Annotated in this window: 6 protein-coding genes and 1 pseudogene; 3 read left to right on the plus strand and 4 right to left on the minus strand. The window is 69.9% G+C overall.

The genetic code is table 11. The annotated features are described in order from the left end of the window. Positions 1-70: 70 nt before the first annotated feature. Positions 71-697, plus strand: a pseudogene (locus tag VM636_RS06205) (site-specific integrase); the annotation flags it as partial. Here VM636_RS06205 and VM636_RS06210 read toward each other — a convergent pair. From VM636_RS06210 to VM636_RS06225, 4 genes are all read right to left on the minus strand, one after another. Beyond that, positions 694-1,197: an SUKH-3 domain-containing protein gene (locus VM636_RS06210; RefSeq protein ID WP_158786473.1), complete on the minus strand. Its 504-nt coding sequence runs from the start codon at positions 1,195-1,197 to the stop codon at positions 694-696. The pseudogene VM636_RS06205 and the gene VM636_RS06210 overlap by 4 nt on opposite strands. A 5-nt stretch (positions 1,198-1,202) precedes the next feature. Continuing rightward, positions 1,203-8,036, minus strand: coding sequence for a polymorphic toxin-type HINT domain-containing protein (locus VM636_RS06215; RefSeq protein ID WP_234340500.1), 6,834 nt, complete (start codon positions 8,034-8,036; stop codon positions 1,203-1,205). 120 nt (positions 8,037-8,156) lie between these two features. Beyond that, on the minus strand, positions 8,157-11,813 hold the full coding sequence (locus VM636_RS06220) for a LamG-like jellyroll fold domain-containing protein (protein ID WP_338483743.1): 3,657 nt from the start codon (positions 11,811-11,813) through the stop codon (positions 8,157-8,159). Between the two features lie 2 nt (positions 11,814-11,815). Next, the gene (locus VM636_RS06225; RefSeq protein ID WP_234340501.1) at positions 11,816-13,369 is read right to left on the minus strand and encodes a VCBS repeat-containing protein; all 1,554 of its coding nucleotides are present in this window, start codon (positions 13,367-13,369) and stop codon (positions 11,816-11,818) included. 383 nt (positions 13,370-13,752) lie between these two features. Here VM636_RS06225 and VM636_RS06230 point away from each other — a divergent pair, with 383 nt between their 5' ends. Next, on the plus strand, positions 13,753-14,496 hold the full coding sequence (locus VM636_RS06230) for a metallophosphoesterase (RefSeq protein ID WP_053914727.1): 744 nt from the start codon (positions 13,753-13,755) through the stop codon (positions 14,494-14,496). 239 nt (positions 14,497-14,735) lie between these two features. Continuing rightward, positions 14,736-17,996, plus strand: a complete 3,261-nt coding sequence (gene fdh / locus VM636_RS06235) for a formate dehydrogenase (RefSeq protein WP_234340502.1) — start codon at positions 14,736-14,738, stop codon at positions 17,994-17,996. Positions 17,997-18,216: the final 220 nt, after the last annotated feature.

Raw genomic sequence — 18,216 nt, forward strand, 5'->3', positions numbered from 1 at the left:
CGGAAGGCCCTCACCTGTTCAAGATCCCACAACCGAGACCTGACTCACCCGTCCACAACCTCCCGGGACAGAACACCTAGGCCTGCGCTGGGAAGACCTCGACCTCGACGCCGGCACCGCCACAATCCGCCGCACCCTTCAGCGCACCAGCACTGGCGGCCTCACCACACTGCCCACCAAGACCAGGGTCTCCGAGCGCCGCATCGCCCTCCCCACCCGTTGCCTCCAGTCGCTGAAGCTCCACCACGAATAGCAGAAGCGCGAGCGTGAGGCTGCGGGCACGACGTGGCAGCACGACGGGCACGTGTTCACCACCGCGCAGGGCCGACCGATCGACCCGACCAACCTCACCCGCACCTTCCTCACGCTCCTACGCAAGGCCGGCCTCCGCCGCATCCGCTTCCACGACCTCCGCCACTCCACCGCCACCCTGCTCCTGGAACAGGGCGTCGAGCTCGTTGTGATCAAGGAACTACTCGGCCACGCCCACATCGGCGTCACCGCCACCGTCTACGCGCACGTCCGACTCCGCCTCCAGCGAGACGCCATCGACTCGGACGCGCCCTCGACCACCCCTGACATACGTACGGCAACGGCGGCGGACACCTGGGTGTCCGCCTCCGTTGCCGTCAACTACTGCCGTCAACCCGGCCAGAGGCCCCGTTACAGGAAGCTCCACGCGGCCGAGATTCACTAAGGGGAATCAGGTCTCGGCCAAGGATCGAGTCCCGGATCGGAGTGCAGACAGACCAGCGGGCGATTCGCGCAGACTGCCAGCTCCAGGGAGTCTGCAAAGGTAGAACCGAGCTCCCAAATCCAACCCATACCAGCAGCAACCACCCTCCCTCCAGCCTCGACGAATACGCTTGAATAGCTGAGCCATTCACCGATAGGGAAATAGTCTCCACCGAGAACACCCTCTACCTCTGCCGCTAGATCACGCTGCCCCGATCCAGCGGCGAGGGGATCGAAATTGTAAGGCTCGTCATTACTGAAGTTCGGGCCGACTCGATTGACGGGATCGATCGAGAGCCCTCCCACCGCCGCGAGGATTTCTTCAGCCAACGGGTGGGCCCGGTATCCTTCACCCTCCAACGGCTTCACCCATTGACCGGCGTCAACTTCCCTGTCCGCACTCCATCCGGACGCAACAAGCGCCCCACACAGATCCTCACTGAGCGAGTCGAATCGAATCATGGACATCAGTTGATCCCCAGGTCTTCTAGCAGCCGACCACAGCGGCCGCAGGGGTGAGCCGGTTCACCATGCCCATCCGTATTCGATGTCGGCATGGAGTTATTCCGCGTTCTTACCGTTCGCATGGTTCCACCCCTGATGGCCTCGGGCCCTTCCGCTGCCTGCGCCTGAATTAGACAGTGCACCTCCGCGCACCCTCCATGGTGACCTGTCCGTTCGAGTGCATCCGCCAACGGCCCTTCCGCCTGCTGGCCATGCTTATTGCGGCCGTAGTACTTCGCCCCTGAAGGGGATGTGTACTCGGAGGCAAACTTCACCCCAGGTTCGTTGCGAATGCTGTCGGCGTAGCCACTCAGGTTGCAGTTGTGAACGAGTACCGGAGTCTGCCCCGCCAGCACATAGTACGTGTGGAAGTTGCCGACGGTCAGGTTGTGGACTGTTGTGGAGAGGGTCGTCCATCGTTGGATGGCGGTGACCTCTACGTAGGTGCCGGCGCTGGTCTTCAGCCACTGGCCGGGCTTCAGGTCGGTGGCGTCGATCCACTCGCCGAGTTCCTCGACCCAGAAGGGGTGGCCGTCGGTCGCGGTGACCGAAGCCGTCTTGCCAGGGGTGTCTCCGTCGGCGTCGACCGTGACGCGGACGAGGTGCTTGACACCACTTCCCTTGATTTCGGAGGTGACCGTCTGGGGGGCGGTCTCACCGGTCTCGGGGTCGGTGGCGAGGACTTCGTCGCCGATGTCGACGTCCTTGATCGCCTTGGTCGTCCCGTCGGCCATCAGGACGCGTGTTTCCGGCGTGAAGCTGTTGCATCCCCGGCCGAGTTTCCGGGCCAGTCGACTATGGCTCCACCAGTCATTCGCCGCATCGACGAGCTTCTCACCCAAGGCGTATAGCCTCTTGGCGAGTGCGGCTGCTTTGTCCCAGCGCCATTTGATGCCGTATTTGGTGATGAGCTTTCCGACAACGCCGCCGATGAAGCTCGTGATGATATTGAACGCGGTCTCCGCACAGGAGCCGAGTGCGCCGGTGGTGAAGCAGTCGAGCGCCGCGGTGATGCCGAGTTCGTCCGAGACTATCTTCGCTATTTCCTTGGCCGCGCTCTGGACCCTCCGCTTGGCGGCGTCCGCCTGGGCTTGTACCTCCTGCTTCTGCCGCTTCTTGACCGCGGCGACGGAATCGTTGGCGAGGGCCTTCTCGAGAGTCCATCCCGCCGCGAGCGCGTTCGCCGACAGCTTGGGCGGGCCGGGCTTCTGTCCTGGAGTGGTGTTCTCGCACAGGGCACACGGCCGGGTCGGGCAGTCGATGAACGGGCACATGCCCGACGGGTCGGCGTGTGTGGCCGGGTTGTTGTTGCCGTAGGTGTAGCCGTTGATGTGCTGGGGATTGGCGAGGTTCATCACAGGGTCGATGGAGATGAACCGCCCGCTGGACGGGTCGTACTCCCGTGCCCCGAGGTGGACGAGCCCGGTGCTCTCGTCGTTGGTGCCGCCGACGAAGCCCTTGTCGTTGACCCAGGAGGAGGTACCCGCCGTGCCCTGGTCCCTGACGACACCGAACGAGTCCATGCGCCGGCGCTGGGTGGAGCCGTCCGACGCGGCGATGGCGAGTTGGGCCGTCCCCTGGTGGTCCGATGCCAGGTAGGTGACCCCACCGGTAGTGCGCTGGGCGATCGTCTGCCCGCCGAATGAGTAGTAGCGGGTGGCCTCGACAGTCTTGCTCGCCTTGTTCAGCCGGAGTTCCAGGCCCGGCAGGTACCGCACCTTCTCCTGCGGCGTTTCCCGGATCAGGCGGGTGCCGGCGGCGTCGTACACGTAGCCGGTGCTGCTTCCGTCGGCCTCCTTCACCTCGGTGAGGGCCCCCTGCTTGTCCCAGGTGAGGCTCTGGGTGTCCCCGTTCAGCACGCGGCTGCTGGTGTTGCCGGCCCGGTCGTAGGTGTAGGTGTCCTGGGAGGTGACGGCGGGGGCGGTGCCCGCCGCCTCGGTACGCGTCACGGTCTTGGCGAGCTGGTGGGGACCCGCGCCGCCCTCGCCGTAGGTGTACGCGGCGGTGGAGGTGGGTGTGCTCCCGATTCCGTGCCGGGTCAGGCCGGTGCGGTTGCCGGTGGCGTCGTAGGTGTAGGTGTTCCAGTACGGGGAGACCCCTCCGAAGCCGGCTGTGGAGGGGGCCGGGGTACAGGCCGCGTCCCGGGTACCGGTGCCGGACGCTCCGTCGGGGGTGCCCGCCGCGGTCCATGCCTCCGTCATGCGGCCGAGGGCGTCGTACGTGAGGCACTGCACGTCGTTCGGTCCGCCGGCCGGCCGGTCGGCGATGGAACGGACGTTGCCGCCGTCGTCGTAGCCGTAGGTGGCGTCAAGGGCGGGTGAGGCCGCGCCCTCCACGCGCACGCTCTGCCGTACCAGGCGGTGCGTGCCTCGCTCGTACCGGAAGTCCAGCCACGTCCTGCGATCCGCGGAACGCCCGGTCCACAGTTCGAGCCCCTCCAGATCGCTGGTGGGTGAATACACCGCGTCGTTGACGTACTTGCCCGTACCGTTCAGCGACGTTCCCATGGCGATGGGCCGTTGGAGCGCGTCGTACTGGAAGGACACGCTTTCCCCGGGCAGCCCGCCGGCCGCCGGGAGGCCCTGTGCCAGGATCGTGCCGTCGAGGTTGTACCCGATGGTGAACTCGTAGGTGCCGCCCAACTCGGGCTCGGCCGCCTTCGACACCGTGTACCTGACCGCCTCGGGCTGGTACATCTTGTCGAGAGACGGATAGAGCACGGAGCTGTAGACCGCACCGTCGCGGTAGGTGTACTCCCCGTACAACTCGCCCTTGGCCACGGCATCGTAGCGCATCGCCGAGAGGGGGGTTCCGGTCTCCGCCGGGCCCTGCCAGGTTCCGGTGGGCCGGCCGATGACGTCGTGGGTCGTGGTCGTCGTGTTGCCGCGGGCGTCGGTGACGGAGACCCTGCGGTCCAGGTCGTCGTAGGTGAACGTGGTCCGGCCGGCGTCGGGATCGCTTCCGGCGACCTGACGGCCGCGCTGGTCGTAGTCGTAGGTCCAGATGTTGCCGGACTGGTCGGTGACCTTCTTGAGCTGATCCGACGGCGTGTACGCGTACCGGGTCGAGACGTAGTCGTCGGCGGTTCCGAACGGCCGTGGCGCGTCGCTCTTGTACTGGCGCAGCTCCACCGTCCGGTCCCGTACGTCCGTGATGGTGGTCGTGGGTGTCTGTCCGTTCGGGGGGTCGACGTGGACGCGATCACCGCCGTAGGTGTAGGTGGTGCGGTTCTCCTCGACTCCGCCGACCTTGAAGATGGTGGCGGTGGTGCGTCCCGCCCCGTCGTACTCGGTCACCGTCTGGGCGTCGATGTCCACGGGGTCGGGCTGGAACAAGCTGGTGCCCGGGGCGCCGCTCACGTAATAGGTGTCGTTGACCTTCACGACACGGCTGGAGCCGTCGTAGTGGGTGTCGGCGATGAGCCGGCCGCCGCCCGGACCTTGAGTCTGAAGCTGACGCGTCCTCAGGAGGCCGTCGAAAAGGCGGTATTCACTGCCGTAGGTGCTGCCGCTCTTCTCAATTTTCTCGGTGCGGACGTAGGTCGGCGCGTCCTTGCGGATCGCGTACGTGTAGCGGATGGACGGGGTGAGGTCGGCGGACTTGGGCCGGTCGGGCATCCACACGGCGGTGAGACGGCCCAGGCCGTCGTACGCGAAGTCGGAGCGCTTGCCGTTCATGTCGGTCTCGGCGACCGGCTGCCCCCACTGAGGGGCGTACTCGGTGGCGGTCTCCCAGCCGAGCGGGTTGGTGTCCACCTTCTTCGTGGCGAGACCGTACGTGTCGGTGTATGTGGTGCGCGTGGTCTCCCCGGCGGCGTCCGTGACCGTCAGCGGGCGGCCGTAATCGTCGTAGGTGGCGCGGGAGACCGTCTGGTGGGTGGCGGTGGTGCCGTCGTGGGTGGCCAGGCGCTTGACGGTGGTCGGGTCGCCCTTGGTGGGGGCCGCGCCGACGGTCGTGGTGCCGTCGTAGAGGGTGATGTCGTCGGAGATGACGTCCTTGGACCGGTCGGGCGTGGTGGCGCAGTCCACGGCGAGTCGCTCGACCCTGGCGACGAGCCCGTAGATGTGGCGGTCCGGGTTGTCCGCGTACTGGGTGGTGGTGCACTGGTTGTCGTTCACGGCGGTCTCGCCGTAGTCGGCGGTTCGCACCAGCCGACCGGTCGTCGCGTCGAAGGTGTGGGACGCCGCGGACTGACGCCACCCGCCGGAGGCGAGTGCCTCGTAGGTGTCGGTGCGGAGGCCGCGCACGTAGCGGGCTGTGCGGGTGCCCCAGTCCTCGACGTCGGTGGCGGTGACCTTGGTCCAAGGGGTGCTGACGGACTTCGCGGTCACGCTGTCACCGTTGTAGGTGAGCGTTTCGAGTGCGAAGCCGGACTTCCAGTCGTCGTCGGTGTGTGACGTCCCCGTGGAGTCGGTCACCGTCGAGGTCCGGGTCCCGCCACTGGCGGTGGCGTCTCCGTCCAGGCCCTGGAAGTACAGGTGCTCGGTGCGGGTGTTCGATGGGTGGTTGGTGCCGTCGGAGGTCTGGACGCGGACGCGCTGGTAGCCGCGCCAGTCGCTCCACGTCAGGTACTCGGACTTGGTCAGACCGTCCGGCTTGGCCTTCCGCCAGCCCGCGTCACCGAGGTAGGTGTACGAAGTGACCTGGTCGGGGCCACCCCCGATGAGATCCGTCTCCTTCACGGAGGAGACGACATACTTGTGGAACCAGTCGGTGATGGGGTCCTTCTCACCCGGGGGGTTCCATTTGACCGGGTAGCAGCGGACCTTCGACCCGCCCGGCGCCGGCAGGCTGGTCCCGTTGCACTGTGTGCTCGCGTAGTCGACGGTGAGCACGCCGCCGGACTCGTTCTCCACAGCAGTGAGCCGGAACCGGATGAAGGGCTGGATGTTGTCACCGGCCTTGTCGACCCGGTTCGCGAGTTGCAGCCCGTGCAGCTTCACGGTCGGGACGGAGACCGCGGTGCCGGTCAGGCCCCTGTGGTCGATCCGGCTGAGCCACAGGGACTTGGAACCGTCCCCGTTGTCGGTGAAGAGGTGGCCCAGGGACCAGGAGTCGACGTCCGTGTAGGCGGAGGCGCCGGTACGGATCTGGGTGGTGATCTTGTCGAGTTGCTTACGCGTCCAGAAGGTGGGCGAGTTCTGGCCGGGGCACTTGCTGTTCGCCTTGCAGTTGCGGTCCCACGGCACGTCGGGCCAGTCCGCGGCGGTGGCATCGGTGAGGTCGGCGGCCTCGCAGTCGGTGAGGTCGCCGATGCACCGTTCGGAGGTGCTGAAGGTGACCCGTGCCGCGGGCTTGGAGCCGTAGACGGAACCGGACCGCTGACCGTAGTCGATGCGCTTGAGGTAGCCGCCGCGAATGTACGGCTTGCCGTTCTCCGCCGTCTTCAGACCCTGGGTGTAGTGGTTGGTCTCGGTGCCGTAGAAGTACGAGACCTGGTTGCCGTGCCGGTCGACGATCGCGTCCAGGTTCCAGCGCCATGCCTGGTCGCAGTAGGCGTCGGCGAAGACGGCCTTGTGACACGGCTCGCCGGGATCGTCCCCGTAGACCGGGACGGTCCAGGCCGAGTTGGTCGTCTCGTCACCGCTGGACCAGCCGGAGAGGCGGTTGAGGCCGAAGAAGAACTGGGTGCCGTCGGTGTCGGTGATCTTCCAGTACTCGCCGTCGGCATCGCCGTTGTTCGCCCCGGTGAGCCGCTCGACCTTCGAGTAGTCGTCGGAGGCGATATGCCACTTGCCGGTGGTGTCGTCCTTGATCAGGTCTCCGGACGCGCCACCGGCGATGGAGAGCGTGGCGTTGTCGGTGCCCCAGCACTGGTCACCGTTGGTCTTGTCGTGGCCGTCGTCCGCGCAGGGCTTGTAGCGGCGTTCGATGAAGCCCGGCTCGTAGGAGAAGCCCTGGCCGATCCACGATCCCTGGTTGTTCGTCGCCGACGTCTGCCCGTCGATCGACTGCGAGTTGTAGCTCAGCGCCACCTCGGGGACGAGTCCTCCCGGCACCGGTGGCGCGCTGATCGGATAGGACCAGTTGAACGCGCCGGACGCGTTGGACACGCTCCACTGCGCGGAGGGGGCCAGTCCCGTGGCCGCGTAACTGCCCTGTGCGCCGGAGTCCCCGGCCGTCGCCGCGAGGACGGTCGGCTGCGCGGCGGTGCCGTCGGCGTCCGACGAGCCCGCCGTCACTCCGACGGTGGCCGTGAGGGTGCGGTCCTGGGTGTCGTTGACGTACCGCAGAGGGGTCGGCTCGACGCACCCTTTCTTCTCGGGGCTGGTCAGCACGCAGGCCGGGTACTGCACCAGCCGCAGTCGGGACGCGTAGTCACCGCCGTAGGCCGAGGCGAACTTCGCGTAGTCCAAGGTCACTTGGACGGTGCCGGACGTCTCGTCCCGGCCGTCCGCGCGGGTCACGGTCAGCAGGATGCCGTCGAGTCCGGCCCGCGTCACCGTGGTGCGGCCGGGGAAGGCCACGTCGACCGCCGCCGGACTGGTCTCGCCCGCCTTGGAGACGTGGACCGGGAGTGTGCCGGCTCGCACCGCCTTCTTGCCCAGCGTCACTCTGGCACGGTCCTCGGCGGGCCAGGCGGAGGCTTCCGCCTCGGTGACCGCAGCCTTCGCTGCGGCGTCCTCCTTCTGATAGCGGCTTGCCTTGAGGTCCTTCCCGCGCACCGGGCGGTCGAAGTCGGTCTGCGTGGGCAGCCGGTCGAGCCCCGCGGCTCGCGCGTCCGCCGGGGACGGCGCGATCTGTGGCAGCAGGGACACGGCGAGGGCCAGGCCCAGGACGGCGGCAACACGTCTCACGGCTCCGGACGGCCGGGGTGTCGAGCGCATGTCAGCTCCAGGAGAGGGAAGGCGGACGTACCGCGAGGGCTGAAGGCCGGCGCGGGGCGTCCGGGGGATCACCGGACGCCCCGATGGGCGTCAGGACGCCATGTCCGACTCCTCAAGGCCGGAGCCCGCGGGCAACTGGCTCACCTGGGCGACGACGCCGGTGTCCAGGTCCCCGGCGAAGACCCGGATCTCGTCCAGGGCTCCGGCGAAGTGGGCGCCTGCCGTGGCACCGCCCAGAGTGCGTCCGACCTGGAGAGACGAGGTGGTGAAGTCCCAGGTGTTGTCCCAGGAGGCGGTGGCCGCGAGCGCGCCGTTCACGTACAGCCGGACGTCGCCGAACACCGCCGAGTAGACTAGGGCCAGATGGTCGCCCTTGCCCTCGCTGCTCGGGAGTGCCGCACCGGCCACCGTCGTCGTGGAGGTGACCGACGCTCCGTCCTCGGATGTGGTGACCACGGCCCAGCGCCCGGCCGACGCCAGGTACTTGACCGTCACGGCGCTGCCGCCGGTTCCCGACAGGGAGAACACCGTCTGGTCCCGCGTCGGCACGGCGGCGGCGAGCCTCGCCCGAGCCGTGAGCGTGAAGCTGTCCTCCGCGGCCAGGAGGCCGGGACCCCGGGCGGCATGGGCTCCGAGGCCGTCGAGTTGCAGGTGTCCGTCGCCCCAGAGCGGTTCGGCCGGCAGCGAGCACCCGAAGTCCAGATCGGGGTCGCAGGAGTCGTCGGGCACGTAGACCGCCGCGCCGCCGCCGAGTGTCAGGCCCGTGCCGCCCTGCGCGTCCGGGGAGACCCCATCGGTGACGCTGTCGACCTCCCAGTAGGCCAGTTGCCGTGCGGGAACCCCGCCCAGGCCGAGCCCTTCGGCCTCGGTGATCACGCGGTCGTGGATCTTGACGTCCGCGACACCGCCCCTGAGGTGGTCGGTGTAGCCGTCCGGCGCGATCCTCCGGCCGATCTGCACGGCACCGTCCGCGGTCCAGACCGTGTGCCGGGGCTGGACGGCGCTTTCGATCAGGTCGCCGTTGACGAACAGGGCCATCCGGCCCGTGACGCCGTCGTAGACCCCGATGAGGTGGGTCCAGCCTCCGGGCACGGCTCTCCCGCCGGACACCTTCCAGGAGCCCATGGTCAGCATGTCGGAGACGGGGATGGAGAAGGTCCACGACTCGGTGTCGGCCTCATAGCCGAGGTCGAAGCCGGGTTGTGCGACGCCGTCCTGGCTGACGACCGTGATGTCGTCGTCCGGCTTCTCGGTGAGGTGGACCCATGCGCTCGCCGAGAAGGTGGAGCCGGTGTCCACGGCGGGCTCCCCCGCGTCCAGGTAGCCGCCGTCCGTACCGTCGAGCGTCACGGCCCTGTCCGTGCCGCCCAGGGGCCCTGCCTGCCCGAAGGTCGCCCCCGGCCCGGGGACCGCGGCCGGTGAGCCGCTCGTGCCCGCCGCCTCGGAAGAGCCCGGAGCGTCGCCGAGGCTCCAGCCCGCGACGGGGGCGCGTCCACGGCCGACGTTGAACGTGTACGTCGTCGGCGTCTTCTGGGCGTTGCCGGCCCCGTCCACCGCCAGGACGTCCACGAACATCGGGCCCTGGTCCGGAGGCATCCACGACGTGCTCGCCGGGCCGCCCGGCGTGGCGGTGTTCACGGACTTCCAGCTCTCGCCCTTGAACCGGTACTTGTAGGAGGCCACGTCCGCCGAGGGCGAGTCGAAGGTGAAGGTGCCGTAGTCGCCGACGCCGGCGTGCCACTCCTCGTCGTCCGGGTAGCGGTCGGAGGTGACGACCGGCGCCTTGGGTACGGTCGAGTCGTAGATGAACTCGCAGCGCGTGGCGTCGCCGTCGAGGCTCCATTTGCCGTAGGACGTGCCGTCATGGCCGCGTACGGACCAGCCGATGACCGTGTTCTGCGGGAGGGCGAATCCGGGTTCACCGTCGCCGGCCAGGTCCGAACCCACGGTGTAGGTGAAGGTGGCCACCCCTGTCTGGACGCTCCACGTACTGTCCACGGTGCTCTTGGCCGCTGTCGTGGCGTAGTGCTGGTGGAGCGTTCCGCCGGCTGTCCACCACACCGAGAACTGGGCCTTCAGGCGTTCCGAGTTGCCGCCGGTGTCACCGTGGTCGTAGTCCCTGATCACCGCGGTGAGCTTCGGTGCCTCGGAGACGTAGTGATCCGTGGCTCGCCCGTACTCGCAACTCCCGCCCGGCGCCATCTTCAGGTCGGTCATGAGCGGTTGCGCCGGCGGGCGGTTGTAGGTGACCTCCAACTGCGCGTTCCCGCAGAAGCGCTTCCAGAAGGAGTAGTCCTGCTCGTTCCCCGCGGCGAGACGGAACGTCGTGGTGTCCCAGCCGCTGTCCGCCGCCCTCTGCACCGTGCTCTTGACGTTGAAGCGTACGTTCTGGTTCGTGCCGGTGCAGGAGCCCGCGGGATTCGTGGGTGAGCGGGTGGTGATGGTCTCCTTCAGGGAGGGCTGATTGGCCCAGTTGGTCGCGGAGTTGATGGCTGCGGCGCCGCCGGAGTTGACCCGTCCCAGTACCACGGAACGGGGAGTGTCGTTGTAGGCGTGCACCATGGTCACGGCGAACTCCGCCGCGATGATGTCCTTGTCTTCGAAGGCGCCCGTCGGGATGGCGAAAAGCTGGCGCTTCACGTCGTTGCTCGACGAGCACCGGGCCGAGACGTTGGCGGGGCAGCGTCCGACACCCTCGTCGGCGCCGAACTTCCAGAACTCCGCGGACGAGTGGTAGGACGGCACCATCGTCCATCCGGACCGTCCGGCCGTCTTCACGACCGGGTCGATGTACACCGGGAAGACCGTCTCGCTGCCCGTCAGCAGGCTCGTGTCGGGCCGCAGGGTCATCATGCCTTCGGCCACCTCGACGGCCACATCCGCCACCTGGGCACCGTCCGGCGGGGTGGAGCCGGCGCCGGCGGACTCAGCGGCGGTCACACCCTGTGTCCGTGCTGCGCCGGCACCGGACTCCGACCCGGTGTGACTGGAGTCCCACATGAGGGGCTCGGGGGCTTCGAAGACGACGCCGGAGCCGGATGCGTCCCGTGCCTCGACCGTTCCGGTCTCGGTCTCCGTCAGCTCCAGGTTCCGGGTGCGCACGGGCAGTTCCAGACGCGTCAGGTCCGGGTTGGCGCCCGCCGCCGCGTCCTTGACCACCAGTATGTGCGAGAACCCCTCGGCATCCGCGGTCAGGCGCAGGTCCACCCCCGGCATGACCTCGGCGAAGGTGGCGGTCGACCCCTCGATGTGGGGCTGGGGCAACGCGCTCGGCCAGGACAGGGACAGCTCCCGGCCGTCCTTCTCGATCCTGGCGAAGGCCTGTTCGCCGCCGCCGGAGAACGACATGGCGGTCACGGCGGCCTTGGGCGACCATGTCCCGTCGGGGCGGCGTTCCAGCGTGGTGTCGATGTCCCGCCAGACACCTTCCTTGCGGGTCCGTACCGGCTGCACGGACTCCGTCTGGGTGAAGGTGCCGTCCGCGTTGGCCACCGTCGTACCGCGCTCGGTGCGCAGTTCGGTGACCTCGACGCTCTCGCCGCCGGCCGCGGCGGCCTTGAGGGCCGACTCCTCTCCGGACATCCGCGGCACACCGGTTCGTTCCGCTGCGGTGACGGGGCTCGGCTGCCCGGCGCCGACGGGCACCACACCGAGGCCGGTGGCCACGACCGCGGACATGATCCCCACGGCCAGGACCCGGCGGACCCGGCTCCGTCCACCGTTGCCCCGTATGGACGTGCTCCTCATGTTCACCCCACCACGCCGAAGGAGACACCGGCGTCGGGGAGACCTCCCGCACCGGGCCGGTACACGGTCGCCGCGCCCGATCCGGAGTCCACGGCGGCCCAGGAGACGGAGTACAGCGCGCCCTTCGCGGTGGCCGGTTCCTTGCTGTACGGCACGCCCACGTGAAGGTCGGTGCCGTCGGACCGCAGGCTCACTCCGAGGTAGTCCCGGGCCGTCGCCACGCCGGGCAGCAGGCCGCCGGAAGGTTGGCGGAACAGCACCTTGTCCGAGGTGCCGACCGAGGCGTCCAGCGGCCTGAAGACCTGCACGACGCCGGCGTCTTTGGCCTCGGCGACGTCCCTCCCCGGGATGCCGACGGCGAGGCGGACCGTCGCCGTTCCGGTGACCACGGACGTGTCGGTGTTCGCGATCGTCACCCGTTGCCCGAAGAAGTCTCCCGTCGTCGCTTGCCCCTCCACACCGGCGAGGGAGGCGTCGATGGTCGTCACGGTCGCGACGCTGCCCGACGGCTGCACGCGCAGCACGTGGACCAGTCCGGCGCTTGCCACATCACCGATCGCCTCACCCGGGGCACCGATCGCCAGCAAGGCGTCCGAGGTGTGGTTCTGGTCCGCGGGCCGGTAGGGGGCCATGCTCACCGAGGCGCCGAGTTGGTCGCCCGCCTCCGCGACGCCGGGCAGGCCGTCCCCGACTCCGGCCTGGTCCAGGCCGGCCAGTGGCGTCGGGCAGCCGTTCTGCAGGGTGTGGCCGAACACCGTCACCATGCCGGCGAACGCCTCCGGCCCGATGGCCTCGCCGGGGCTGCCGACTGCGAGGAAGCGGTCCGTGCCGGCGAGCGACGTACCCATCCGGTCGTGGGCCTCCACGACTCCCGGCACGTTCGGGCTGTCCTGGTGGAACCCGCACACGGTGGAACCCTGCACGTACTCCACTGCTCCCGCCTCCGGCCGGAGGGCGTTGCCGGACGTCAGTGCCTCACCGGGCACACCGATGGCGAGCCACGGCTGCCCCGAGACCGTGCGTCCAGCCGCCAGCGAGTATCCGAACAGGTCGTGGGCTTCCGTCAGCGCCCCGCGATTCAACGCGTGCTGCGTCCAGTTGTCGATGGGAGCGCCCTGCCCCAGACCGGACGGCGACCCGTGATAGACGAAGACCGCACCGGCATCGAGCTGGTTCACGCCGTCGACGGCCACGTCTTCGTACGGCACCCCCACGACGAGGTCCGAGCACGCGTCACCATCCGCGTCGTACACCGCCCAGGAGAACCCGAACTGGTCCCCGCGCTCCGGGACTGCGTTGTCACCGGGGAGCGCCTGTGACAGCTCCACGGTGCCCTTGCCTCCGCCGTAGACGACGCGGACCAGTCCGGCGCGTTCGACTCCGTCCACCGATGCCTCGGGGTCGGCGACCACGAGGTCGGACAGACCGTCCCCGTTGAAGTCGGAGTCGGTGCCCGGACACGCCGCCGCTGCCGCCCTCACATGAGAGGGCCCGGCATGAGCGCTGCCCGGCACGGCAGCCGAGGCCACCACCAGCCCCAGGAGAGCACCGAACACCCCGACTTTTCCGCGCACTTCCCACCCCACGCCCGTCAAGTTCACGGAATTTCCGCAACCGTCACTCCATGATCAAAGATCGTGGCTCGCCGGAGCGTATTGATCACTCAGGCGGCAGACAAGATCATTTTCGGCCGCCCCCATCGAGGCCAAGCAGGCAACTCATGTGGCTGCGGACGGCTGCCTACGTCACCAGGGGGGCTCCCCGCCGGAAGGCTCGCCATGCACTGCGCCGGTTGGCTGAGGTGTCTTGATCGTCGGATGGGTCGGCGCCTAGAGTCACCCGGTGAGTCGGGGAACTCCCGTCGGGGGCCGGGGTGTTGCGCCGGGCCCGGTACCGGGCGGCGGCGAGTGGGTCCAGCGGAGATTACGGGGTTGACGTCATGACGCTGCTGCTCGCCCAGATCAGCGACCTGCACCTGGACGGGAGTGAGCGGGCCACCCGCCGCGCCGAGCGGGTCATGAACCACCTGCGCGCGCTGCCCCGCCGGCCGGACGCGGTCCTGGTCACCGGGGACATCGCCGACCACGGCGAGGAGGCGGAGTACGAGGAGGCCGCGCGCCTGCTGAAGGCGCCGTTCCCCGTGTACCTCTGCCCCGGCAACCACGACGAACGGTCGGCCTACCGCACCGTCCTGCTCTCCGAACCCCCCGGCGACGGCCCCGTCAACCGGGCGCACCACGTGCCCGGCGCCGTGATCCTCATGTGCGACAGCACGGTCCCCGGCCGCGACGAGGGACGCCTCGCGCCCGAGACCCTGGACTGGATCGACGCCACCCTCTCCGGTCTCGCCGAGGGCACCCCCGCGCTGCTCGCCTTCCACCACCCGCCGGTCACGGTCCACCACCCGCTCCCCGACACCTGGCCGCTCCAGGAGACCGGGGACCTCGCCTCGCTGCTCGACGCGCACCCCCGGGTCGTCGCCCTCCTCACCGGCCACGCGCACACCGCGGCGGCGTCCGCCTTCGCCGGGCGCCCGGTGATCGTCTCCCCGGCGGTCACCTGGACGCTCCGCCTGCCCTGGGAGGGCGACGAGCCCGCCGACCGCGACCGGCCGCCCGGCCTCGCCTACCACGTCCTGGACGACGACCACCGGCTGACCACGCACTTCCGCGTCGTCCTCTGAGACCGGGGGCCGGACGGCGCACCACGAGGCCCGCCGCGCGGGTCGCCGCCGGACCGGCCGGGGGCACCGGGACCCGCGCCGCGGATGCCGTCCCCGCCCGGTCGCGGCAGACTGCGGGCAGGGCACGGGTCGCGCCCGCGGCGGGCCGGAGGACTGGGCCCGCCGGAAACGGGCACGCGGAGGGCCGTACCGGACCACGGCGGTGCACCGGCACCGGCGGCGCGGAAGGGGAAGAGGCGATGGGCGTACGCACCTGGATCGACTCCTGGCCGGTCTACCGCCAGCTCAAGGGCACCGACCCCCTGGGCCGCGGGGCCGCCGCCAAGAGCGGGCCCAGCGCGCGGCTCACCCCCCGGGTCGCCTCCGCCGACCGGGTGGTCAAGTCGATCTGCCCGTACTGCGCGGTGGGCTGCGGCCAGAACGTCTACGTGGAGGACGAGCGCGTCACCCAGATCGAGGGGGACCCCGACTCCCCCATCTCCCGCGGCCGGCTCTGCCCCAAGGGCTCGGCCACCCTCCAGCTCACCACCGGCGGCGCCCGCGAGCACCAGGTCCTCCACCGGCGCCCGCACGCCACCGAGTGGGAGCGGCTCGACCTGGACACGGCGATGGACATGATCGCCGACCGGGTGATCGAGGCCCGGCGCGCGGGCTGGCAGTGGGAGGTCGACGCGGCCCGCACCCGGCGCACCATGGGCATCGCGAGCCTCGGCGGGGCCACGCTCGACAACGAGGAGAACTACCTGATCAAAAAGCTGTTCACCGCGCTGGGAGCCGTGCAGATCGAGAACCAGGCGCGTGTTTGACACTCCTCCACCGTTCCCGGTCTGGGAACCTCGTTCGGCCGCGGCGGCGCGACCACCTTCCAGCAGGACCTGCAGAACGCGGACTGCGTCGTCATCCAGGGCTCCAACATGGCCGAGTGCCATCCGGTGGGCTTCCAGTGGGTGATGGAGGCCAAGGCGCGGGGCGCCAAGGTGGTGCACATCGACCCGCGCTTCACCCGCACCAGCGCACTGTCCGACGTGCACGTGCCGCTGCGCGCGGGCTCGGACATCGCCTTCCTCGGCGGGCTGATCAACCACGTCCTGACCAGCGGCCGGTACTTCCACGACTACGTCGTGGCGTACACCAACGGGCCCGTCGTCCTGCGCGAGGACTACCGCGGCCCCGACGACCTGGACGGGGTGTTCTCCGGACTCGAACCGGACGGCCGCCACTACTCCACGGCCACCTGGCAGTACGAGGGCACGCGGATGCGGGCCGTCTCCGGCGAACGCGACCGGGAACCCGACCGGCGCACCGACGGCATCGGTTCCGTGTCGGACGCGGCGCGCGGCGAGTCGCACGGCTCCGGCGGCGCCGACATCGGGGCGGGCGAACCCGAGCGCGACGAGACGCTGACCCACCCGCGCTGCGTCTTCCAGGTCCTCAAACGCCACTACGCCCGCTACACGCCCGAGGTCGTCGAGGAGATCTGCGGAGTGCCGCGGGACCTCTTCGCTCAGGTGTGCGAGCTGTTGACGGAGAACTCGGGCCGGGAGCGCACCACGGCGTTCGCCTACGCGGTCGGCTGGACGCAGCACACGGTGGGCGTGCAGTACATCCGGGCGGCCTCCGTCCTGCAGAGCCTCCTCGGCAACATCGGCCGGCCCGGCGGCGGCATCCTCGCGCTGCGCGGGCACGCCTCCATCCAGGGCTCGACGGACATCCCGACCCTGTTCAACCTGCTGCCCGGCTACATCCCCATGCCGCACGCGCACCAGCGGCAGGACCTGGACGCCTTCGTCCGGGCGGAGGCGGCCCGCAAGGGCTACTGGGGGAACATGCGGTCCTACCTGGTCAGCCTGCTCAAGGCGTACTGGGGCCCGGCGGCCACCGAGGAGAACGACTTCTGCTTCGACTACCTGCCGCGGCTCACCGGCTCCCACTCGACGTACGAGACGGTCATGGCCCAGTTGGAGGGCACCTGCAAGGGCTACTTCCTGATGGGCGAGAACCCGGCGGTCGGCTCGGCCAACGCCAAGCTCCAGCGGCTCGGCATGGCCAACCTGGACTGGCTCGTGGTGCGGGACTTCTCCCTGATCGAGTCGGCCACCTGGTGGAAGGACGGCCCGGAGATCGAGACGGGCGAGCTGCGCACCGAGGACATCGGCACCGAGGTCTTCTTCCTGCCGGCCGCCGCGCACACGGAGAAGGACGGTTCCTTCACCAACACCCAGCGGCTCCTGCAATGGCACCACCAGGCGGTGCCGCCGCCCGGCGAGGCGCGCAGCGACCTGTGGTTCACGTACCACCTCGGGCGGCTCGTGCGGGAGAAGCTCGCCGCCTCCCGTGACCCGATGGACCGGCCGCTGCTCGACCTGACCTGGGACTACCCGACGCACGGCGCGATCGCCGAACCGGACGCCGAGGCCGTCCTCGCCGAGATCAACGGCCACGACGCCGACGGGAACCCGCTGTCCTCCTACGAGCAGCTCGCCGACGACGGCTCCACGGCGTGCGGCTGCTGGATCTACTGCGGGGTGTACGCCGACGGCGTCAACCAGGCGGCCCGCCGCCGGCCGGGCGAGGAGCAGGACTGGGTGGCGAAGGAGTGGGGCTGGGCCTGGCCCGCCAACCGGCGCATCCTCTACAACCGGGCCTCGGCCGACGCCGAGGGACGGCCGTGGAGCGCCCGCAAGTCGCTGGTGTGGTGGGACGAGGAGCAGGGCAGGTGGACCGGCCACGACACCCCCGACTTCACGGCCGGCAAGGCCCCCGGCCACGTCCCGCCCGCTGGCGCGCGGGGGCCCGAGGCGCTGGGCGGGACGGACGCGTTCGTCATGCAGGCGGACGGCAAGGCGTGGCTGTACGCCCCGTCCGGGCTCACCGACGGCCCGCTGCCCGTCCACTACGAACCGCAGGACTCGCCGTTCCCGAACCGGCTGTACGGGCAGCAGCGCAACCCGGTGCGGCACCTGCCGCCCCCGCACCCGGACAACCGCTACCAGCCCAGCGGCACCGAACCCGGCTCGGACGTCTTCCCCTACGTGGCGACCACGTACCGGCTCACCGAGCACCACACCGCGGGCGGCATGTCCCGCTGGCAGCCCTACCTCGCCGAACTGCAGCCGGAGTTCTTCTGCGAGGTCTCGCCGGAGCTGGCCGCCGAACGCGGGCTGGAGCACGCCGGGTGGGCGACGATCGTCAGCGCCCGCGCGGTGATCGAGGCCCGGGTGCTGGTCACCGACCGGATGGCCTCCCTGACCGTGCAGGGCCGCCGGCTGCACCAGGTCGGGCTGCCCTACCACTGGGGCCCGAACGGCTACAGCACCGGTGACGCCGCCAACGAGCTGCTGCACCTGTCCCTGGACCCGAACACCCACATCCAGGAGGCCAAGGCGTTCGCGGTGGACATCCGGCCGGGCCGCCGCCCGAGGGGCCCGGCCTCGGTCGACCTGGTCCGGTCCTACCGGGCGCGGGCCGGCATCGACGCCGACACCGGCACGCGGCCCTGACGGCCCGCGCGGGGCGGGCCCCCGAGCGGCCCCGCCCCGCCACCGCCTCCGCTCCCGTCCCGGCCCGGCCCCGCCACCGCCTCCGCTCCCGTCCCGGCTCCGCGGGCCGCCGGCTCCGGCGGGAGCGCTCCCCGTCCCGGTGGCGGACCTTCCACTCGCGCACCCGGCCGGGGCAGCTCCCGGAGCGGTTTCCGCACAGACCTATTGATATTCCTGCGGT

The sequence above is a fragment of the Streptomyces sp. SCSIO 75703 genome, from assembly GCF_036607905.1.
Classification (GTDB): Bacteria; Actinomycetota; Actinomycetes; order Streptomycetales; family Streptomycetaceae; genus Streptomyces.

Coding starts and splice junctions, on each gene's coding strand:
- VM636_RS06220 (WP_338483743.1), bottom strand. CDS start 11,813: ATGAGGAGCACGTCCATACGGGGCAACGGTGGACGGAGCCGGGTCCGC.
- VM636_RS06210 (WP_158786473.1), bottom strand. CDS start 1,197: ATGATTCGATTCGACTCGCTCAGTGAGGATCTGTGTGGGGCGCTTGTT.
- VM636_RS06230 (WP_053914727.1), top strand. CDS start 13,753: ATGACGCTGCTGCTCGCCCAGATCAGCGACCTGCACCTGGACGGGAGT.